This is a genomic window from Haloarcula sp. H-hyl2 (assembly GCF_056934385.1).
In genome coordinates this window covers 942,905-964,154 of the sequence record NZ_JBRIIJ010000001.1, presented here as the reverse complement: position 1 = coordinate 964,154, position 21,250 = coordinate 942,905, and the positions used below count along the sequence as shown (strand labels likewise).

The 21,250-nt window shown below is 65.7% G+C and carries 19 protein-coding genes; 16 read left to right on the top strand and 3 right to left on the bottom strand.

All coding sequences use genetic code 11. The features are described 5' to 3' along the window. The first annotated feature begins 89 nt into the window (after positions 1–89). The 12 genes from Hhyl2_RS05060 (at position 90) to Hhyl2_RS05005 (ending at position 14,867) form a co-directional block, all read left to right on the top strand. The gene (locus tag Hhyl2_RS05060; RefSeq protein WP_483549640.1) at positions 90–1,976 is read left to right on the top strand and encodes a sensor histidine kinase; all 1,887 of its coding nucleotides are present in this window, start codon (positions 90–92) and stop codon (positions 1,974–1,976) included. Between the two features lie 87 nt (positions 1,977–2,063). After that, the gene (locus Hhyl2_RS05055; protein ID WP_483549639.1) at positions 2,064–2,996 is read left to right on the top strand and encodes an HhH-GPD family protein; all 933 of its coding nucleotides are present in this window, start codon (positions 2,064–2,066) and stop codon (positions 2,994–2,996) included. Positions 2,997–3,145: 149 nt separating this feature from the next. Then, positions 3,146–4,498 carry an FAD-dependent oxidoreductase gene (locus tag Hhyl2_RS05050; RefSeq protein WP_483549638.1) on the top strand — a complete coding sequence of 451 codons (1,353 nt, stop codon included), beginning with the start codon at positions 3,146–3,148 and terminating at the stop codon, positions 4,496–4,498. Positions 4,499–4,920: 422 nt separating this feature from the next. Next, positions 4,921–5,499, top strand: a complete 579-nt coding sequence (locus Hhyl2_RS05045; RefSeq protein WP_483549637.1) for an NADPH-dependent FMN reductase — start codon at positions 4,921–4,923, stop codon at positions 5,497–5,499. An 80-nt stretch (positions 5,500–5,579) separates the two neighbouring features. Further along, entirely contained in the window at positions 5,580–6,197 is a 618-nt protein-coding gene (locus tag Hhyl2_RS05040) for a YIP1 family protein (protein WP_483549636.1), read from the top strand. A gap of 37 nt (positions 6,198–6,234) precedes the next feature. Continuing rightward, positions 6,235–6,498 (top strand): hypothetical protein, encoded by a 264-nt coding sequence (locus Hhyl2_RS05035; RefSeq protein WP_483549635.1) that lies wholly within the window; start codon positions 6,235–6,237, stop codon positions 6,496–6,498. 65 nt (positions 6,499–6,563) lie between these two features. Continuing rightward, complete coding sequence (locus Hhyl2_RS05030; protein WP_483549634.1) at positions 6,564–8,774, top strand: OB-fold nucleic acid binding domain-containing protein; 2,211 nt, start codon at positions 6,564–6,566, stop codon at positions 8,772–8,774. A gap of 37 nt (positions 8,775–8,811) precedes the next feature. Further along, the gene (locus Hhyl2_RS05025) at positions 8,812–9,300 is read left to right on the top strand and encodes a cupin domain-containing protein (RefSeq protein WP_483549633.1); all 489 of its coding nucleotides are present in this window, start codon (positions 8,812–8,814) and stop codon (positions 9,298–9,300) included. A gap of 135 nt (positions 9,301–9,435) precedes the next feature. Continuing rightward, positions 9,436–10,413: a COG1361 family protein gene (locus Hhyl2_RS05020; RefSeq protein WP_483549632.1), complete on the top strand. Its 978-nt coding sequence runs from the start codon at positions 9,436–9,438 to the stop codon at positions 10,411–10,413. 151 nt (positions 10,414–10,564) lie between these two features. After that, complete coding sequence (locus Hhyl2_RS05015; protein WP_483549631.1) at positions 10,565–11,464, top strand: carboxypeptidase regulatory-like domain-containing protein; 900 nt, start codon at positions 10,565–10,567, stop codon at positions 11,462–11,464. Positions 11,465–11,520: 56 nt separating this feature from the next. Continuing rightward, the gene (locus tag Hhyl2_RS05010) at positions 11,521–13,185 is read left to right on the top strand and encodes a tRNA uridine(34) 5-carboxymethylaminomethyl modification radical SAM/GNAT enzyme Elp3 (RefSeq protein ID WP_483549630.1); all 1,665 of its coding nucleotides are present in this window, start codon (positions 11,521–11,523) and stop codon (positions 13,183–13,185) included. 50 nt (positions 13,186–13,235) lie between these two features. After that, a complete protein-coding gene (locus Hhyl2_RS05005) occupies positions 13,236–14,867 on the top strand; it encodes a sensor histidine kinase (protein WP_483549629.1) in 1,632 nt (543 codons plus the stop codon). A 31-nt stretch (positions 14,868–14,898) separates the two neighbouring features. Here Hhyl2_RS05005 and Hhyl2_RS05000 read toward each other — a convergent pair whose 3' ends face one another. Together Hhyl2_RS05000 and Hhyl2_RS04995 are read right to left on the bottom strand one after the other, a co-directional pair. Beyond that, positions 14,899–15,270 (bottom strand): DUF7994 family protein, encoded by a 372-nt coding sequence (locus Hhyl2_RS05000; RefSeq protein WP_483549628.1) that lies wholly within the window; start codon positions 15,268–15,270, stop codon positions 14,899–14,901. 52 nt (positions 15,271–15,322) lie between these two features. Next, positions 15,323–15,727: a spore germination protein GerW family protein gene (locus Hhyl2_RS04995; RefSeq protein ID WP_483549627.1), complete on the bottom strand. Its 405-nt coding sequence runs from the start codon at positions 15,725–15,727 to the stop codon at positions 15,323–15,325. Positions 15,728–15,862: 135 nt separating this feature from the next. Here Hhyl2_RS04995 and Hhyl2_RS04990 point away from each other — a divergent pair, with 135 nt between their 5' ends. Next, positions 15,863–16,573, top strand: a complete 711-nt coding sequence (locus tag Hhyl2_RS04990; RefSeq protein WP_483549626.1) for an MBL fold metallo-hydrolase — start codon at positions 15,863–15,865, stop codon at positions 16,571–16,573. A 44-nt stretch (positions 16,574–16,617) separates the two neighbouring features. Continuing rightward, positions 16,618–17,658: an NAD(P)/FAD-dependent oxidoreductase gene (locus tag Hhyl2_RS04985; RefSeq protein WP_483549625.1), complete on the top strand. Its 1,041-nt coding sequence runs from the start codon at positions 16,618–16,620 to the stop codon at positions 17,656–17,658. Here Hhyl2_RS04985 and Hhyl2_RS04980 read toward each other — a convergent pair. Beyond that, positions 17,646–18,089 carry a hypothetical protein gene (locus tag Hhyl2_RS04980; RefSeq protein WP_483549624.1) on the bottom strand — a complete coding sequence of 148 codons (444 nt, stop codon included), beginning with the start codon at positions 18,087–18,089 and terminating at the stop codon, positions 17,646–17,648. The genes Hhyl2_RS04985 and Hhyl2_RS04980 overlap by 13 nt on opposite strands. 96 nt (positions 18,090–18,185) lie before the next feature. On the opposite strand from Hhyl2_RS04980, the gene rqcH reads away from it, so the two are divergent. Both rqcH and Hhyl2_RS04970 read left to right on the top strand, forming a co-directional pair. Next, complete coding sequence (gene rqcH, locus Hhyl2_RS04975) at positions 18,186–20,303, top strand: ribosome rescue protein RqcH (RefSeq protein WP_483549623.1); 2,118 nt, start codon at positions 18,186–18,188, stop codon at positions 20,301–20,303. 163 nt (positions 20,304–20,466) lie between these two features. Beyond that, positions 20,467–21,168 (top strand): DUF4013 domain-containing protein, encoded by a 702-nt coding sequence (locus Hhyl2_RS04970; RefSeq protein ID WP_483549622.1) that lies wholly within the window; start codon positions 20,467–20,469, stop codon positions 21,166–21,168. Positions 21,169–21,250: the final 82 nt, after the last annotated feature.

Genomic DNA, 21,250 nt, shown 5'->3' with positions numbered 1-21,250 from the left:
CTTCTGGCGGTCGTGACCCCTTAGCGGTATCGCAACATTATTCGTGATAGGCCAAGATTACCCGCTGTACTACTCCTCGTTTGTCGAGTATGACAGGGTCAGATGTGGATCGGGACAGCGAGCCATCGTCGCTAGTCTCGGGTCTGGCCGACCGGTTCGTCCCTCCTGTGGTCAAGCGGAGCTACGCCGCGAAGTTCGCGATCTCGCTGACGGTCGTCATCCTATTGATCGCACTCGTCGGAACGGTCAGTTACGTCCAGATACGCGACCTCTCACAGGAGACGGCGACGGAGAACCTCCAGTCGACCGCACAGTTACGTGCCGAAGCCGTCGACGAGTGGCGGTCGAACATGCGCACACAGGTCCGTGCCTTCTCGACCTCGGAAGTGTACGCCGACGGCGATACGGAACGTATCGACCGGTACATCGGAGAGGTAACCGTCCCGACGTCGGAGAGCACGATCGAGATCCACTACGTCGATACGTCCGGGTCCGCGGACGTGATCACGGCGAGTACCGTCGACCAGATCAAGGGTCAATCCATCGCGATGGTCGAGACGAATCTGGAAGGGCCACTCTCTGCTGCGAAACAGGCGGACTCGACGAACGCAGTCGTCTCCTCGGAGACGTCCTACCGGACCGAGAACGGCGCGGCGATGGCGTTCGCCAGCCCCGTCTCCAGCGGCGACGGTGTCCTGATCCTCGTCAGCACGTTCGGAGAGGAACTGCAGGCGTTCGACGGCCACCAGGCGGCCTACACGACGACGATCGTCGACGAGTCGGGCGCACCGGTCCTTGGAACGGACCTTGGGTCGGGCAACCAGTACGATCCTGGGCCCGGGTTCGTCGGCGAAAGCGGGACGCTCCCGTCGACTGCCGAGACGACGTCGCAGGTGTACGCGTACGCGCCCGTGGAGGGTGTCGACTGGGTCGCCGTCACGATGGCGCTGAAAAGCGAGCTCTACCGTGCCAGTCGGACGATCAGACAGAGCATCATCGTCCTGATCCTGACGAGCGTTATCTCACTGGGGGCCGTCGCAGTGGTCCTCGGCCGGCAGACGGTGACACCGCTGGTGCAACTCCGACAGCGTATCGAGACCATGGAGGAAGGGACGCTCGACGTCGATCTCTCGACGAGCCGTCAGGACGAAATCGGGCGGCTCTACAACGCGTTCGGGAACATGCGCGACGCGTTGCGCAGCCAGATCAGGGAGGCCCGCGACGCGCGTGAGGAGGCCGAGCAATCGCGCCAGGAGATGGAACGGCAGAACGACCGCCTCGACCAGTTCGCCTCGACATTGAGCCACGACCTCCGCAACCCGCTGGCGGTCGCACGGGGCCACCTGGAGCTGCTCTCTGCGAGTCTGGCGAGCTTCGATCCGGAGTCCGACGACACCGAGGACCTGCAGGAACACGTCGAGACCATCGAGGACGCCCACGACCGTATCGACTCGATCATCCAGGACGTCCTTACGCTGACCCGCGAGGGTGAGAGCGTCGAGGAGACGGCGCCGATCGATCTCGAACAGGTCGCCCGCGAGGCCTGGGCCAACATCGACAACAAGGACGCGACCCTGACCGTCTCGGCGACACGGATCTTCGAAGCCGACCGCACACGACTCCTGCGTGCCTTCGAGAACCTGTTCCGGAACGCTATCGACCACGTCGGCCCCGAGGTCGCCGTCGAGGTCAGACTGACAAGCGGCGGCTTCACGGTCGTCGACGACGGCCCCGGAATCCCGACCGAGGCGGTCGACAACCTCTTCGAGTACGGCCACACGACCAGCGAGGACGGGACCGGCATCGGCCTCTCTATCGTCAAGACGATCGCGGAGGCCCACGGCTGGCGGCTCTACGTCGACACCACGTACGAGGACGGGGCGATGTTCGTCTTCGACGATGTCTTCCGCGAGGACGAACCGGACTGGTACAACAGCGAGTTCGAGTGGGTGGACGAACTGTCGGCCGACGATTGAGGGTGCGCCCCAGCCAGCCCACGGGCGGGCAGGGACCCGGCGACCGGACCGCCACACACAAGCCAGGAGAACCGCTAGCGAGGGGCGATGACCGAGCAGTCCGAGTCGGCGGCGTCGCAACACCTCCCGGCGGACGTCGAGGCAGTCCAGCGGGCGCTGGTAGAGTGGTACGAGGCCGACCACCGACAGTTCCCCTGGCGCGAGACAGCGGACCCCTACGAGATCCTCGTCTCCGAGGTGATGAGCCAGCAGACCCAGCTAGCTCGGGTCGTCGACGCCTGGGAGGACTTCCTCGACCGGTGGCCGACCGCCGCCGACCTGGCGGCGGCGGACCGCGCGGACGTAGTGGGGTTCTGGACCGATCACTCGCTGGGGTACAACAACCGCGCGAAGTACCTCCACGAGGCCGCCCGACAGGTCACCGAGGACCGCGACGGCGAGTGGCCACGCGACCCCGACGGGCTCTCGGAGTTGATGGGCGTCGGTCCCTACACCGCCAACGCCGTCGCCTCCTTCGCGTTCGACAACGGCGACGCCGTCGTCGACACCAACGTCAAACGGGTGCTCTATCGGGCGTTCGACGTACCGGACGACGACACCGTCTTCGAGCAAGTCGCGTCGGGGCTCATGCCAGGCGGCGAGTCCCGCGTCTGGAACAACGCCATCATGGAACTGGGCGGCGTGGCCTGCGAGAAGACGCCCGACTGTGACGGTGCACAGTGCCCCTGGCGCGAGTGGTGTCAGGCGTACCAGAGCGGGGATTTCACCGCGCCGGACGTCCCCACCCAGCCCAGTTTCGAGGGGAGTCGCCGACAGTTCCGCGGGCGTATCGTGAGTGTGCTGAACGAGTACGAAGAACTACCGCTGGACGACCTCGGGCCACGTATCCGCGTCGACTACGCGCCGGCGGGGGAATACGGCCGGGAGTGGCTCGGTGACCTCGTGTCGGGACTGGCCGAGGACGGCCTCGTCGAGACGAGCGAGCGAGCGCGCGAGACGGTAGTCCGACTGAAGCAGTGACCCGGTTCGGACGGGCAAGAACGCCGGGCACCTCTGTCACTCGGCTGTTCGGGGCGTTGCTACGGTCCGACCGGCTGGGACAGGGGCGGTCGTGCCGGCGGAGTTATAAATAGTATAACAGGATTACTGTTGAATGGGACCAACCGACAATGTCCCTGGCGACAACACCACCGTACGACGGCGAAACAGTATCCGCGCGGTCGGGGACCGCCGTGGTCGTCGGCGCGAGCATGGCAGGATTAGTCGCGGCACGCGTTCTCGCGGACGTGTACGAACGGGTCACCGTCCTCGAACGGGATCGGTTACCCGACGAGCCCGTCGTCCGCCGAGGGACCCCCCAGGCGCACCACGTCCACGTACTCCACGAGGCCGGCAGACAGACGCTCGAAACACTCTTTCCGGGGTTCAGCGACGACCTGACGGCGGCCGGGGCAGCGGTCGTCGATTTCGCGACCGATCTGCAGTTCTACGACGAGGGCGATTTCATCGCCTCCGGCATCAGTCGTATCCCGATGTACTGTGCGAGCCGTCCGGCGTTCGAAACCGTGACGCGCCAGCGGGTCGAGGACCTCGTTGACGTGCAGATCAGAGACGAGGTCCAGGTCCAGGAGTACACGACGGGCGACGATGGATCACAGGTCGATGGGGTAGCTGTCAGTCCCGACGCCGGTCCGTCCGAGATGATCTCGGCGACCCTGGTCGTCGACGCGACGGGGCGAACGTCACGGACGCCAGCATGGCTCGACAGCCACGGATACCCCACACCGTCGCTGGACGAAGTCGCGGTCGACCTCGCGTACAGTACGCTCCGCCTGGACAGGCCCGTGGACGATCTGCAGGCTGTGATCCTCCTGCCTGCGCCACCACGGACACGCGGCGCCGGACTGGTACCGATCGAGGACGGGCAGTGGCTGCTGACGATGGCCGGCCTCCACGGTGACCACCCCCCGGGGACCTACGACGAGCTGGTCGAGTTCGCCTCGACACTGCCGGTCGAGGCGTACCACCGGCTTCTCGAAGAGCAGGCGGTCCGCTCCGATACGATCGAACGGTATCCGTTCCCGTCGAACCGGCGACGACGGTACTGGGAACTCGACCGGTTTCCCGAGCGCTTCGTCGTCCTGGGGGACGCGGTCGCGAGTTTCAACCCGGTCTACGGGCAGGGGATGTCCGTCGCCGCCCTAGAGGCACTCCACCTCCACCACGTCCTGACGGACGACGACCAGAGAGCTATCGGTCACCGCTTCTTCGAGCAGATCCGGCCGGTGGTCGGCGACGCGTGGCGACTCGCGGTCGGGACGGACTTCCGGTTCCCCGAGACGAGCGGCCCCAAGCCGGTCGGCACGGATCTGTTGAACCGCTATCTCGCTCGCCTTACCCGCCGGGCCCACGACGACCGCCACCTCGCGGAGGAGTACTCGCGGGTGGTCAGTATGAAAACCAGGCCACGCTCGCTCCTCAGACCGCAGGTCGTCTGGCGCGTTCTCCGGCCGTCGGTATGAGCGGTCGGGGTCGTCCCCGACCGGCTCCCGCTCGCTCTGCCACTGGATCGAGAGTTCGTACCGTTCGGCCTGGTCGACGTTCCTCTCCAGTTCGAACGTCAGCCCGGCGGTGTCGCCGGCCGAAACCTGGGTGGCACCGGTCCGAGTACTTCGACAGCCTCGACTGGGGCTACCCGGTCGTGGTAGGTCATCCGTTGCGCATGCACGTGCGTTGGATACAGATCGGACATCGATACAGATCGGACATCGATAGGACGGAGGACGCTCCGAGCGCACCGGTCCATCGTGGCAACCCACCGCGTTCCCGAGGGCGTCGTGAACCTCGTCGTCGTGACAGACGAGTACCGGACTTCTCGACGTGATCCGTAGTCGAGTCCCGGGCGTAGCGGTACCCCTAAACCCGCCCCGACCGGATTCGAGGTATGTCCAGGCCACACGTCGTCGGTATCGCCGGCAGTCTCCGTGACGAGAGCTACACGCGGATCGGCATCCAGCGCGCGCTGGACGTCGCCGAGGAGGCCGGTGCGACCACCGAACTCCTCGACCTCCGGGAGTACGACCTCCCGGTGTTCGACGCCGACCACCGCGAGGCCGGTGACGCCGTCGCGCTGACCGACGCTGTCCACGACGCCGACTCCATCCTGCTCGGGACGCCCGTCTACCACGGCTCGTACTCCGCGCCGCTGAAGAACGCACTCGATTACTGCGGCTTCGACGAGTTCGAACACAAGACCGTCGGGTTGCTGGCCGTGGCCGGCGGCGGGTTCCCGATCACCGCGCTCGAACACCTCCGGTCGGTCTGTCGCGCGCTGAACTGCTGGGTCATCCCCCACCAGGCCGCCATCCCGCGGGCTCGCAACAGCATCGAAAACGGCCGGATCGTCGACGACGGCATCCTCGACCGGGTCGACACGCTGGGCGAGGAGGCAGTCCAGTACGCCAACATCGAACCAGATCCGCCCTGCTTCGAGAGTACCGAGAACGTCGGCGCGGACGACTGATCCTGGCAGGTCGGTCCAGCGGTTGTCCGCTCTCGCTCGCAGACGGAACCGTCAAATCACCTCACTCCTAACTGTCGTCCGTGACTCAGTGGGTCGAGAACCCCTCCGGCGGGCGCGAGCGGGGTCCGCTCGCCGTCCTCAGAGCGTGGGGCGAAGTGCTCGTCCGCCCGCGGCGGTTCTTCAGGACCGGCGTCGCGCCCGGCGATCAGGCGCCAGGACTCGTCTTCGCGGCGCTCGTCGTCCTGGTCGAGGAACTGAGCCGGTTCGCCGTCGCGCGACTGGCGGCTCAGGGGACGATCTCGACGGGGCCGTTCGCCTACCCCGCAGTCGGCGGCTTCTCGCCGGGCGTCGCCTTGCTGGCCCTGCTCGCGGTGGCGATGTTCGTCATGCCGGCGACGGTCCACCTGACGGCGGCCGTCCAGACGCTGTTTCTGGTCGTCGGCGCGCCCGAGCGCGGCGGCATCAGCGAGACGGTGCAGGTCATGTGTTACGCGATGGCACCCTGTGTGCTCGCAGGCCTGCCGTTCCCGGAACTCCGCGTCCTGGTGGCAGCCTGGGGTGCCAGTCTCTACGTGATCGGTCTGACGGTCGTCCACGACCTCTCGCTGCCGCGGGCGGTGGTCCTGGGGGCAGTCCCCGCAGCTATCGTCTTCGGCTACGGCTTCCGTGGATTCCTCGCGGCCGGCGTCCTGCTGTAGGGGGCGGTTTTAGGTGGCCGGTGGGCGGAGCTAGCCCATGCTCACGCTGGACATCGACGACTTCATGCTCGAACTGAAAGACGGGGCGTTCAAGAACGTCGGCCCGTCGAACAAGCAAGCGACGGTCAAACTCTACGACGTCGAGGGCGTGGACGTCAGAGAGTACGGCGACAAACGCGTGAAACTGGCCTTCGAGGACGAACAGGGCAGCGAGGTCGAAATCGCACTGTTCCCCGAGCAGGTCGAGGCACTCGCTGCTGGGCTCGACGGACTCCGTGAAGAGAGTGATATTATCGATTGATAGACAGGTCTGCTGGCGCGCCGAATCCGACAACAGTTTTAGGCCCGAACCGTTTTCACCGAGCAATGGGTTCGTGTATCATCTGTGGCACCTCTGTCGAGGGTCACATCTGTGACCTCCACGAGGAGGATGCGTTGTTCGAATTCCGAGGTAATCGCCCCGATCAGTTGACGGTCGGTCGCTACTATCGCGGAGAAGTGGACGGATTCGCCGAATTCGGCGTCTTCGTCGATATCGGTGACAGCGTGACAGGGTTGCTCCACCGGAGCGAACTGGACCGTCGACTGGACTCGCTCGACTGGGAGCCAGGTGACGACGTCTACGTGCAGGTCACCAACGTACGTGACAACGGCAACGTCGACCTGGGCTGGTCGATCCGCCAGGCCGAACGCGAGTTCCGAGGTCACCTCGTCGACGACCCGGACATCGGACACGCGATCCTGCTCGAAGAGGCGGACGAGGACGAGGAGGACGCGTCGCCCGAGGGAAATGAAGCCGCCGACGAGGAGTCGGCACAGCAGGCGACGCCGACCGACGGCGGTGCGGCTCGCACCGAGACGGCCGCCGGCAGCGTGAGTGCTGCGGGCGACGCAGACCGCGTCGAGGGCGCCGGCGGGACCGTCGGCGAGACCAGCAACGACGATACCGCGTCCGACGACGGGGACGATCAGACGACGGCGTCCGAGAGCGACGCCGAGACGTCCGACGACGGGGACGACCAGGCAACGGCGGCCGAGAGCGACGACGAGACGTCCACGGACGCCGGCGTGACCTACGAGGAGGCAGCTATCGGCGACCTGTCCGACCGCGTCGGTGACGACGTCCTCCTGGAGGGTACCATCGTCGGCATCCGCCAGACGTCCGGTCCGACCGTCTTCGAACTGCAGGACTCGACCGGGACCGTCGACTGTGCGGCCTTCGTCGAGGCGGGCGTGCGAGCCTACCCGGAGGTCGAAGAAGGTGACGTCGTCAGCATCGAAGGCGACGTGCGGGAGCGACGCGGCGAACTGCAGGTCGAGACGGAGACGCTGACCGTCCTGGAGGGCGAGGAGCGCGAGGCCGTCGAGCAGCGACTGGCCGACGCACTGGACGACGAAGCACGTCCAGACGCCGTCGAATCCCTGGCGGACGACCCCGCCATCGCGGCGCTCTCGGGCGAACTCGTCGAGGCGGCGACCCAGATCCGCAAGGCGGTCCTGACCGACCGCCCGGTCATCGTCCGCCACGCCAACACGGCCGACGGCTACCTGGCTGGCAGCGCGCTCGAACGGGCGACGCTCCCCTTGGTCCGTGACCAGCACCGCCGCGACGACGCCCAGTACCACTACTTCGACCGCCGGCCGCTGGAGGGCGGCGTCTACGACATGGATGACGCGACGAAAGACACCACGACGATGCTCGACAACCGGGAGCGCCACGGTGAGGCACTCCCGCTGTTCGTCTTCGTCGCCGCCGGTGGTACCCGGGAGAGCCGCGACGGCTTCGATCTGCTCTCTGTCTACGGCGCGCCGAGTATCGTCATCGACGACGTCGATGTCGACGAGGAGGTCGTCGACGCCGTCGACGCTGTCGTCGCCCCCTCGGTCGTCGACGCCCCGGAGACGACCGCAACGGCCCTCGCGGCGAACGTCGCCGCACACGTCAACGGCGACGTCCGCGAGGACCTGCTGCACCTCCCCGCAGTCAGCTTCTGGGAGGGAGCGCCGTCCTCGTACCTCGATGCAGCAACCGATGCGGGCTACGACGCGGACGCCGTCTCGCAACTCCGCGAGGCCGTCGCGCTGGAGGCACACTACCAGTCCTACGAGGACAAGCGCGAACTGATCACCGACCTCGTGTTCGGCGACGACGAGGACGACGTGGGCGGCCTGGCCGGCCACATCGCCGAGCAGTTCCGCGAGAAGGTCGACGAGGAGGTCTCGACCGCACGGGTCAACCTCGAACACCGGACCGTCGCGGAGTCGGATATCGCCGTCCTCGACACCGACGCCTACGTCCATCAGTACGAGTTCCCGCCGGAGACACTGCTGCTGGACGAACTGCACCGCGATATGCGCGAGGACACGGACGCGATCGTCGGCATCGCGACCGACACGCTGTACGTTCGCACCGACGCCGACGTCGACATCCACGAACTGGCCGACGAGGTGGCCGAGTGGGTGCCGGAAGGCGGTGTCGCCACGCGGAGCGCTCGCGACGGATCCATCCGGTTCCTCGCCGGCGCCCGTGACGCCGTTCTCGACGCGACGCTGGACCGCCTGAGCGATCAGCTGTAGACCAGCGTTTTTCTCCCCGGCCGTCCTGCCTGTACCCATGAGCGACGGCCCTGTCAACGTCGATGACCTGGAGTGGACCGAGTACGACCACGGCGACCGGCAGTTCAGGCGCACGCAACTGGGTGCGGCCGCCGGGGGTGACGCCCTGGGGACGAGTCTCTACGAGATTCCGGCCGGGAAACGGACGTGGCCGCCTCACAGCCACTACGGCAACGAGGAGGCGATGTTCGTCCTCGGCGGGAGCGGCACGCTCTTTCTCGGCATGGACGGTGAGCCCCACGCGCTCGAACCGGGCGACTACGTTGCTCTTCCCACCGGGCAGGAACATACCCACGAGGTCGAGGCCGGGGAGGACGGACTGCGTCTGCTCGTCGTCTCGGAGATGAACGACCCCGACATCACGCACATGCCCGGCCGCGGTGCGGTCCACCTGTTCGCCGGGGCTCCCCCCGGTGGCGACGAGGACGAGCGAGATATCTCGACGATGCTGGACCTCTCGGCGACGCTGGACTACTGGGAGGAGTAGCGGCGGCGAGCCTGTATCCGACGACTGCCTCGCGGCGACAGTACCTCCAAACGCCTGCTGGAAGGGGCAAATTACACCCTTCGGTACCCTTATTAATCACTCCCATGTATTTCAGCAATAGAGGTATCCTACTGAATGAGCTCCGATAGAATCCCCGTGACGACACTCGCGGTGTGTGCCCTCATGGCGCTGTCGATGGTCGCCATCGCAAGCCCAGTGGCTGCCGCCCCACAGGCAGGAATTAGCGCCCCGTCCGACGCCGGTACTGTCCAGCCAGGCGACACGTTCACGGTGACGTATACCCTCACGAACACGGGAGATCAGACGGCAGGGTCCGCCCGAATCGACCTCCTGGCACCGACCGGAATCAACGTGACCAGCACCTCGGGTGACGGGAACGGAGCGGTGACCGGCGACCCGCCGGTTATTTTCTATGGCCTATCCGGGGTCATCCCCGCGGGCGAGAGCAGACAGACGACCGTGACGTATACTGTCGGCCCCAATGCAACGTCCGGTGCCGCGCAGATCGATGCCGAGGCGTTCGTCAACGGTAGTTCGAGCAGCGCGACGACCAGTACAACAGTCACTGTCGATGCACCCTCCAAGCTCGAACTGTCGGGTTCTCCCGAGACGGTGAACGCCGCGCCCGGTGAGCAGTTCAACGTCACGTACGAGTACACGAACAACCAGTCGACCCAGGGATTAGGTGGAGCCATCAACCTCGACACGCCGGAGAATATCACGGCTGTCGCTGTCTCGGGTGACGGCTTCGGTGGCCTCGGTGGGTCACAACAGAGTATCATCTACGGCGCGTCGGGGCCGATCCCGGGCGGTGCAACGCTGACCACGGTTGTCACTTACGAAGTGGACGCCAGCGCGTCGACGGGGACCGAACAGATCGTCGGGAGTGCCCTGATCCGTGGCGCCGACGGCACGGACCAGACCACGACGACGGTCAATATCGGCACGTCGGTCGTCAGCCAGTACGATACGAACGGTACGCCGGGAATCCAGCGAGGAGAGGTACTGCAAGCGATCGTCGACTTCAACACCGGGAACCTCAGCACGAACGAAGTCCTGCAGGTCATCGTCGCGTTCAACTCGGGATCGTAACCGGACACTGGTCTGATCGACACGAGTGCGACACGCTGGTAGGTGCACAACCTATGCAGTTCGCAAGGTTTATTTTACGGATAATTTCAATTTTTATCATGGTCCGCCCATGAATTGGCAAACCCGCAACTCTGCAACGACAAGAATCACAGTGTCAGTGCTGTTGGCAACGCTCTGTCTCGTCGGGAGCGCTGGTATCGCTGTTGCACAGCCAGCACACTCCAATCCAGATGTCCTAGACCCGCAGACCGCACCGTCGGCGTCGACCACCGGTTTCGTCACTGGGACCGTGACCGACGCGCAGAAAAAACCGCTGCCCGGCGCGACCGTCACACTGTACGGCCAGAACGGGACCACGGCCGTGGCGGCGACGACGACCAACCAGCGGGGTGAGTACACCTTCACCGGCGTACAGGACGGCAACTATCGCGTCAAGGCTGTGATCAACGGCAACGCCGGTGCCAGCCTCGTGACCGCCCGGGGTAACACAACCGCGGACGCCGATATCGTCGTCACTTCTCAGGGATCGACCGCAGACATCTCGATGGCGACCCAGGATAGCAGTGTCACGGCCCAGCCCGGCGGCACGTTCACCGTCACCTACGAGTACACCAACACCCAGTCACAGAAAGCCACGTCGGGCTGGATCGAACTGAACACGTCCAGTACCATCGCGCCAGTCGCCATCTCCGGTAACGGGACCCCGGATCCAAATTCGTCCCCACCGTCTGTCCACTACGGTTCCGGCTTCACTCCGAACATCGACCCGGGCCAGACGTTGACCACGATGGTCACCTACGAAGTCGACGCGAACGTCGCGGAAGGTACCCGCAACATCACCACAACGGGCTACATCGGCGGCTCCAGTGACACCAGCACGGTGAACACACGGGTGAACATCGGCACGTCGGTCGTCAGCCAGTACGATACGAACGGTACGCCGGGAATCCAGCGAGGAGAGGTACTGCAGGCGATCGTCGACTTCAACACTGGAAATCTCACCACGAGCGAAGTCCTGCAGGTCATCGTCACGTACAACTCGGGATCGTAACCGGACATTGGCCCGAACGACACGCTTATTCGGTCGAGGCGACGAGAACCGACACCGTGAGTACCGAGAGCGACAACCCCCGCGAGACGGAGGCCTTCCAGCAGGTGTGTGCGGAGCTGGTCGACCGTATCCTCGCCGGCGAGGTCGAACGCGACGACGTCGAGTCCGCCAAGATCGACGTCTGTCGCGAGTACTCGGCACCGAAGGTCCCACAGAATTCGGAGCTGCTCGACTACGCTCCCCAGGAGCACCGCGAGGTTCTAGAGGAGGTGCTCCAGCGAAAGCCCGTCCGGACTGCGTCGGGCGTCTCGCCGATCGCGATCATGACGTCGCCCCATCGCTGTCCGCACGGGAAGTGTCTCTACTGTCCGGGGGGGCCGGACTCGGAGTTCTCCTCCGCACAGTCCTACACTGGCCACGAACCAGCCGCCGCCCGCGGCGAACAGAACGACTACGACCCCTACGGTCAGGTGACCCTTCGCCTGAACCAGCTCCGTGAGATCGGCCACCCGGTCGATAAAGCGGAACTGATCATCATGGGCGGGACGATGACCGCCCGCAGCCACGACTACCAGGAGTGGTTCGTCAAGCGGGCCCTGGAGGCGATGAACGACTTCGACCCCGAAGCGGACCCGAACCCGAAGGAGGGCGAGAGCTTCGCCCAGGACCCCGACGAGTACGAGTTCTCCTATCTGGAGGATGTCATCGCGGAAAACGAGACAGCGGACGTGCGCAACGTCGCGACGACGTTCGAGACCAAGCCCGACTGGTGTGACCCCGAGCAGATCGACCGGATGCTCGGGCTCGGCGGGACCAAGGTCGAGGTCGGCGTCCAGACCACTTTCGAGCGGATCAACCGGGAGATGCACCGGGGCCACGGCGTCCAGGCGTCCATCGACGCCAACCGCCGGCTCCGGGACTCTGCGTTCAAGGTTGGCTTCCACATGATGCCCGGCCAGCCGGGGATGTCCAAGGAGATGTGTCTGGAGGACTTCCGGCGCATCTTCGAGGAATCGCGCTGGCGGCCGGACTACCTGAAGATCTACCCGACGCTGGTCGTCCCCGGGACGGTCACCTACGACTGGTGGAAAAAGAACGACTTCGACCCACTGGACAACCAGGAGGCGGCGGAACTCGTCGCGGAGATCAAGGACATGATCCCCCGATACACACGGCTCCAGCGCGTCCAGCGCGACATCCCGGCGGACTTCATCGAGGGCGGCGTCTGGAAGTCAAACCTCCGACAGCTCGCCTGGAAAGAGATGGAGAAACACGGCTGGACGTGCGACTGCATCCGCTGTCGCGAGGCCGGCCACAGCGAGGAGACCGCCGAGGACGTCGAACTCGACGTCATGACATACGAGGCCTGTGGCGGGACGGAACAGTTCATCTCCTTCGAGGACTTCGACCGGGACGTCCTCGTCGGCTTCTGCCGCCTGCGGTTCCCGAACGACCCCGTCCGCCGCGAACTCCAGGACGCCGCGCTCGTCAGGGAGTTACACGTCTACGGCAACGCCGTGGGCGTTGGACAGGAAGGCGGCGACGAGGACCACCAGCACAAGGGGTACGGCCAACGGCTCCTCCGGGAGGCCGAGGAGATGGCCCGTGACGCAGGGTTCTCGAAGCTCGCCGTCATCTCCGGCATCGGCGTCCGGGAGTACTACCGGAACAAACTGGACTACCAGCAGGACGGCCCGTACGTCTCCAAGCGGTTGGTGTGAGGGGGCGAGCGGACGTACTTGAGGTGCGCTGAGCCGAATGTATATGATGAATGCGACGAGAGGTACAGGCAGTGAGCGCGCGTGCGACGAAGTGGAGCGGAGGGATACTCACGAGCGTCAGCGTTGTCTTCTGTGCGTTCTTTCTCCAGACAGCTATCTCGCTTTGGAATCCGTCGATGCCCCTGTCGTACTGGCTCATACAGTCGTATCCGATAGCGATTTCGCTCGCGGTGACCGGTGGGGGTGTCCTGCTGGCACGCGGTAATCTTGTTCCAGAGCGATACCTCAGACGACTCCTCACGTGGACGGTCGCGATGGTCGTGCTGTTCGTACTGTTAGGGGCGTGGTTTTACGGCCTGGTGGCGATCCTGAGAGGAATCGCGCCGATTCAACCGCCAGTCGGGATCATGACGCTCCCCATGCTGGGAGCGCTCGTCGGGTTGCTCGTCGGTACGTACGACGCCCGCGGCCTCGAACGGAAGCGGGCCGTCGAACGGTTGGGCAGAATCAACGAGACACTGCGTATCGCGACTGGCGAACTGATAGAGCAGTCCGACCGTGAGACGCTCGAACGCGTCGTGTGCGACCGCCTGGTCGACGCGGACTTCTTCGACGCGGCGTGGCTCGGGCGGTACGACCAGGGAGAGGGGGAGATACGACCGACAACGTGGGCCGGGTTCGACGACGATGTCGCCTCGCTATCGATTCCAACGAACGGGGAGGTGGCGGGCAACAGCGTCTGGCGTCGCGTCGTCGAAACGGCGTCGGGGCAACTCGTCCAGAACGCCGGCACCGACGAGCGGGCCGAACCGTGGACCGACGCCTTCGAACGACACGGCGTGGCGTCGATAACCGTCGTCCCGATAGTCGGTGCCGACCGCGTGTACGGTCTCATCTGTATCTGTGCCGACCGACCGAACGCCTTCGACGACCACCAGCGAGAAGTGCTCGCGGAACTGGGCGAGGCGGTCGGTCACGCCGTCGACTCGATTCGCGCACACGAGACGCTGGAGGATCGCGAGCATGCGCTACTGGAGCAAAACGATCGGTTGGACGAGTTCGCGGGCGTGGTCTCCCACGACCTGCGGAACCCGCTGAACGTGATTCTCGCCCACGTCGAGTTGCTGGACGAGAGCCACGGCCCAGAGCACGTCGACGCAATCGAGCGATCAGGCAACCGGATGGCCGAGATAATCACCGACCTGTTGGCGCTGTCCCGCGCCAGTCGAGCGAGCGTCGACAGCGAACCCGTCCGGCTCTCCGCGACCGCCGCCGAAGCCTGGCGAACCGTCGAGACGAACGGTATCGAACTCGATCTGCAGGTTCCCGCGGCGACCCGAATTCGGGCGGACCCGGCCCGTCTGCGGACGGTGTTCGAGAACCTCTTTCGGAACGCGAGCGAACACAACGACGACCCGCTGACGGTCCGTGTGGGCGTGACCGCGGCTGACGGCGACGAGTCGTTCACCGGCTTTTTCGTCGAGGACGACGGTGAGGGCGTGCCGACGGCGGAACGCGAAGACATCTTCGACCATGGCTACACGACGAACCGAAGCGGGACGGGGTTCGGCCTCTCTATCGTTCGCGGTGTCGTCGACGCCCACGGGTGGTATATCTCGGCCGGCGACGGGCCGGCGGGTGGCGCCCGCTTCGAGATAACCGGCGTCGAATTCGTCGAGTGAGCGGGGGCGCGGAGCGTCGTCGCTCGCTGGCTCACAACACGCCGTATTTCTCCGCGAGGCCGACGACGCCGAAGGCCACCGCACTCGCGCTTCCGGCGACGACGAGCGCGGCGTAGAGGAGTCCGACAGTGCCTTCGGGGACGGCAGCCAGACCGGCCAGAATCGAGAGGCCGACGGCGACGTCCCCGAGCGGACTGCAATCGTAGAGGTCGACGGTGTGGCCGGCTACCTCGACGGTCGCCGTCGTCGCCGCCAGCAGGAACAGCAGGCCCGCCAGTGCCAGCGCACTTGCAAAGAGCGTCGGCCCGGGGCCCGAACGCAACGACGGCGGACCGAAGACGACTGCGAGGAATCCGACGCCAGTCAGGCAGCCGCCGCCGGCGAGCAGATTCAGCCGGTTCACGGGCGTGCGTTCGGCCACGCGGGAGAAACAGTTTGCCCTGGAGCGGCGGCACTCAGCGCCGGCCGAGCAGGAGTCCGAGGACGATGCCGGCACCGACCGCCAGCGCCGTCCGCCGCCGGTCCGCAATCCGGACGAACCGGGTCTGGTCGGCCGTGACTTCGAGGACGCCGACCGGTGCGACGGTCATCCCACCGCCAGTGCCACCGCCCTGGTCGGTCTCGTCATCGGTCTCCGCCTCGTCGCTCTCGTCATTGCTCGGGCCGCTTCCGAATCCGCTCCCGAAGCCGTAGGCCACCCTGGCGACAGGGACGATAGTCTTGCCCTCCGTCGTAATGGGGTCGCCGAACACGCGCTGGACGCTCGCGCTCTCGCTCAGCCCGTCGATTCCGTGCCGAACGGTGCTCAGAAAGTCGGCTTTCGCCTGTTCCGCGTCTGTCGAGATGGGGTCTGTGCTCATGGGTACAACCTCCGTGTCGCCCGTATGAGTTGGTGCCGAGCCAGCATAATCCTATTGGAAATTCAACTATTGTTGGGCCGAACATCGCTCCGCCGGCACCCGCAGCGTTTTCTGTTTCCGTCACTAGGACACAATATGGTCCGCCGGCTCCGGGACGGCGTGTGGCTGCTGGAACTCGGCCTCGTCCCACCCCTGGCATCGAACGCGTATCTCGTCGACGAGCGGGAGCTTCGCGGGGAGAGTGACAATCTGGTACTCGTCGACACTGGACTGTGGTGGAACGAGCCCACCATCGTCGACGAACTCGGTGGCCTGGGGTTCGCGCCGGGCGATCTCGACCGGGTGTTGCTGACCCACTACGACCTCGACCACGTCGGCGGTCTCAACCGCCTGGTCCCGGCCTTCGACGGCCCCGTCGGCGTCGGAAGCGACGACCTGGCGCTGCTGGACGGCAGTGACGACCCCGGATGGCTCCACCACAAGGGGCTGTTCCACCGCGCGAGCCGGCGTCTGTTCCCACTGCCGGAGCTGGACATCGAACCACTCACAGACGGCGCGACGGTCGACGGATTCACGGTCTATCACACGCCAGGCCACAATCCCGGCCACGTGGTGTACCACCACGAGGCCGCCTCGGCGGCGTTCCTCGGTGATCTGGTCTGGAGCGAGGCAGGTGGGCTGACGACGCCGTTCTGGGGCGACTCCTACGACATGGATCGCCTCCGCGAGAGCGTCTCCGGCCTGGCCGCGTCCATCCCGGAGTTCGATATCGCTGCGATGGGGCACGGTGACCCGTTGACGACGGGTGGCGGTGCGGCACTGCGAGCGCTGGCCGCACAGGTCTGACCGGGTGGGGAGGTTATTTACTGGGGCCGACCTTCGGTTTCCATATGACGGGGACGCTGGCTGTCGTCGGGGCCGGTGCTGCCGGTGCCGCGGCGACCTACGCACTTCGAGACACGCCGATAGCGGTCACGGTCCTCGAGAAGAGCCGCGGCGTCTGCGGCCGTGCCGCGACACGCAGGAACGAGGACTGTACCTACGAGTACGGCGCGAACTACCTGAAGGCCGACGACGAGCGCGTCACGGATCTGGTGACCGAACAGCTCCCGACCGAGGGCCTCGTCGACGTCGACGAGCCGATCTACGCCTTCGAGCGGACCGGGGGCATCGAGGAGGGACGCGACACCGACGACCACAAGTGGACCTACGAGGCGGGCATCACACAACTGGCGAAGCGACTGTTCGACGCGACCGACGCGACGGTCCACAACGGCGTCCGTGTCGAGACGCTCCACCGCATCGACGACGGCTGGCGGGTCGTCGACGAGGACGGAACCGACCACGGCGAGTACGACGCGGTGTTGCTCACACCCCCAGCCCCACAGACGGCGGACCTGCTCGGGCAGGCAAAGTGGGACCACGACGACTGTCGCGGCTTCAGAGAGGCCATCGCCTCGGTTCCCTATCGGACCGTGGTCTCCGGGATCTTCCACTACCCGTTCGAACTCGACCGGCCGTGGTACGGCGCGGTCAACACCGACAAGGACCACGACATCGGCTGGGTGGCCCGCGAGGAGTGCAAAGAGGGACACGTCCCCGACGGCGAGTCGCTGCTACTCGTCCAGATGAACGAACCGTGGTCCATCGCCAACTACGACGAACGGCCCGATCGGATGCTGGCGGCGATGGCCGATCGGACCGCCCACCTGCTGGACGACGACCGGCTGACCGATCCCGACTGGACGGACTACCAGCACTGGCGGTACGCACAGCCAGAGGCACAGGTCGACCGCGAGGTCCTGGCCGACGCGGCGACCCACGACCTCTACTTCGCGGGGGACTGGGTGGCGTCGGAACCGCGACTCCACGCCGCCGTCCGCAACGGCCTGGAGACCGGCGAGACGATCGCCGCCGATTACGACGACTGAGTCCCGTCGATCGTATCGGCCTGCTGGACGGTGATATGCCCTGTCGCGGTCGCTGTAGCGCTTTCCGTGCCGAACAGTTCGACACCGTACGCGACACGTCCTGTCGGAGCGTCAGGTGCTACCTGGATGGTGACGGTCACGGTGGCCGACGACTGGGTACTGTCCCACTGCCAGATGGGCGGGTAGCTCTCCGCCACCGAATCGGGCGACGGCTCGACCGTCGCGTTGCCGACGTCGAGCGAGACGCCGGACGCGTTCGGGAGCCGTAGCCGCACACCCGTTACCTCGATCACGTCGATGGTGACGGCCTCGGTGTCACCCTGCGTGACCGTGATGTCGGGCACAGTCCCGGACGGCGGGCCGGCCGGGCCGCCCGAGCCACAGCCGGCAAGGAGGACCGCGACGGAGAGGAGGACGATAGGACGAGTCATACGAGAAGTGACGAGCGGCCCGATATGAACGGCGGGGGGCATCCCAAACGAGAGCGGTCCCGATAGGCATTTCAGCGGGCGCCGACAGCCACGGACATGGACACGAAGCGGGAGATGACCAGCGTCGACCTCGCGGCGCTGGAGGGCGAACTCGCCGGCTACACCGGCGCGAAACTCGACAAGGCCTATCTCTACGAGGACGATAATCTGGTCAGACTGAAACTCCGGGATTTCGACCGCGGACGCGTGGAGTTCATCATCGAACTCGGCGACGTGATGCGGGCCCACGCAGCGGCGCCCGAACACGTCCCCGACGCCCCCGGACGGCCGCCGGACTTCGCGATGATGTTGCGGAACCGCCTGTCGGGCGCCGACCTGGTCCGCGTCGAGCAGTTCGAGTTCGACCGCATCCTCGAACTGGAGTTCGACCGCGAGGACGGCTCGACGACCATCGTCGCGGAACTGTTCGGCGACGGCAACGTGGTCGTGCTCGACGAACATGGGGACGTCGTCGACTGTCTGGAAACGGTGCGACTGAAGTCACGGACCGTCGCACCGGGCGCTCCCTACGAGTTCCCGTCGGCGCGGTTCAATCCGCTGACGGTGAGCTACAAGCAGTTCGTCGCCCGCATCCGGGACTCCGATTCGGACCTCGTCCGGACACTGGCGACACAACTGAACTTCGGCGGGCTCTACGGCGAGGAGCTATGTACACGCGCCGGCATCGAGTACAACGTCCCGGTCGAGGACCTCACCGACGAGCAGTTCGAGCGTCTCTACGAGGTCGTCGACGACCTGGCGACACGGCTCCAGGAGGGGAACCTCGACCCGCGGGTCTACTACGAGGGCGACGGGGACGACCGCCACCGCGTCGACGCCACGCCGGTCCCTCTGGAGGAGTACGAATCGCTGTACAGTGAGTCCTTCGAGGAGTTCAACGCTGCGCTCGACGACTACTTCTTCAACTTCGAGCGCGAGGACGAGGTCGAGGGTGGCGAGACCCAGCGACCGGACTTCGAGGCGGAGATCAACAAGTACGAACACATCATCAGACAGCAGGAGGAGGCCATCGAGGACTTCGAGGCCGACGCCGAGGCCGAGCGCGAGAAGGCCGAACTGCTCTACGCCCGCTACGACCTCGTCGACGACGTCATCTCGACGGTTCAGGACGCCCGCGCGGACGACGTCGCCTGGGACGAGATCGAGGCGACGTTCGCGGAGGGTGCCGAACGTGGCATCGACGCGGCCGAGGCGGTCGTCGGCGTCGACGGCAGCGAGGGGACGGTCACGCTCGACGTCGACGGGACACGCGTCACTGTCGACACAACGATGGGCGTCGAGAAGAACGCCGACCACCTGTACACCGAGGCAAAGCGCATCGAGGAGAAGAAAGAGGGCGCGCTCGCGGCCATCGAGGACACCAGGGAGGACCTGGCGGAGGTCGAAGAGCGACGCGATAACTGGGAGGCCGCCGACCAGGAGGCCGAGGAAGGCGGCGAGGACGACGAGGACGACGAACCGACCGACTGGCTGGCCGAACCGTCGATCCCAATCCGGAGTACCGAGCAGTGGTACGAGCAGTTCCGATGGTTCCACACTTCGGACGGCTATCTGGTCATCGGCGGGCGTGACGCCGACGACAACGAAGAGTTGGTCAAGAAGTACTGCGAACGGGGAGACAAGTTCTTCCACGCGCAAGCTCACGGCGGCCCGGTGACGGTCCTCAAGGCCACCGGCCCGAGTGAACCGGCGAAGGAAGTCGAGTTCCCGCAGTCCTCGCTCGACCAGGCGGCACAGTTCGCCGTCTCGTACTCCTCGGTCTGGAAGGACGGGAAGTACGCCGGCGACGTCTACATGGTCGATCCCGACCAGGTCTCGAAGACCCCCGAGAGCGGTGAGTTCCTGGAGAAGGGGGGGTTCGCCATCCGCGGGGACCGGACGTACTTCGAGGACACCGAGGTCGGCGTCGCCGTCGGCATCACCTGCGAAGACGAGACCCGCGTTATCGGTGGCCCGCCAGCGGCCATCGCCCCGCAGGCGGCGACCAGCATCACCGTCGAACCGGGCCAGTACGCCCAGAACGACATCGCCAAACGGCTCTACCGGGAGTTCAAGTCCCGCTTCGCCGACGAGACGTTCGTCCGGAAGGTCGCCAGCCCCGACCGCATCCAGGAGTTCCTGCCGCCGGGCGGCAGTCGGATGGTCGAAAAGTAAGCGCAGACGGGCGGTTTCGGCCCCCGTGCCGGTAGCATGCTACCGTGTAGCACGTCTCACGCACGTTGATATACTTGTTGGTCGTAGTATACATCGTAGATTCCGTCGACGCTCGACGTGGCACCGGCCCGCCAGCGCCGCGGACGTCCACAGGAGATACCCAATGTTCAAAGAAGCACTCAACTATCCACGTGAGAGCGACGACGTACTCAAGACAGTCCTGATCGGCGGCGTGTTGCTGTTCTTCAGCTTCCTGCTCGTCCCGCTGTTCATCGCAGTCGGCTACATCCTGCAGGTCCTGCGATCCGTGCTGGACGGGAACGAGGAACCGCCGGTGTTCGAGGACTGGGGCGACCTGGCGATCGACGGCCTGAAGGCGACGGTCATCGGGTTCGTCTACTCGCTGATCCCGGCGATCATCGCGATCGTCGCGGTCCTGGGCGGCGTCATGTCGCTGGGCCTCGGTAACGGGAGCGCGGGGAGCGGCTTCGTCGCTTCCATGATCGCGCTGGTCGCGGGCCTCGCGATCTTCGTCGTCTCGCTCGCGATCGCCTACGTCCTGCCGGCGGCCATCGTGGCCTACGTCCGGACCGACAGCATGGCCGCGGCGTTCTCGGTCGGCGAGATCCGCCGGATGGCCTTCAGCAAGACCTACGCCACTGGCTGGGCCGTCGCGTTCGGTATCAGCCTCCTGAGCGGTATCGTCATCGGCGTGCTGAACGCCGTCGTCATCGGTGCGGTGCTGGCCCCCTTCGTGACCTTCTACGCGAACGTCGCGGGGACCCACGCCATCGCCAGCGCCGTCCGGGAGATGCCCACGGTCGAGGAATCGCCCGAGACGCCCGCCGGCCAGCCGATGGCCTGATACGGCCGTCGAAGCGTTCTGAAAGATACGTTCTGTAATCGTCACCACAACCGAATACTTGTTAGCATACTTTTATGACTCG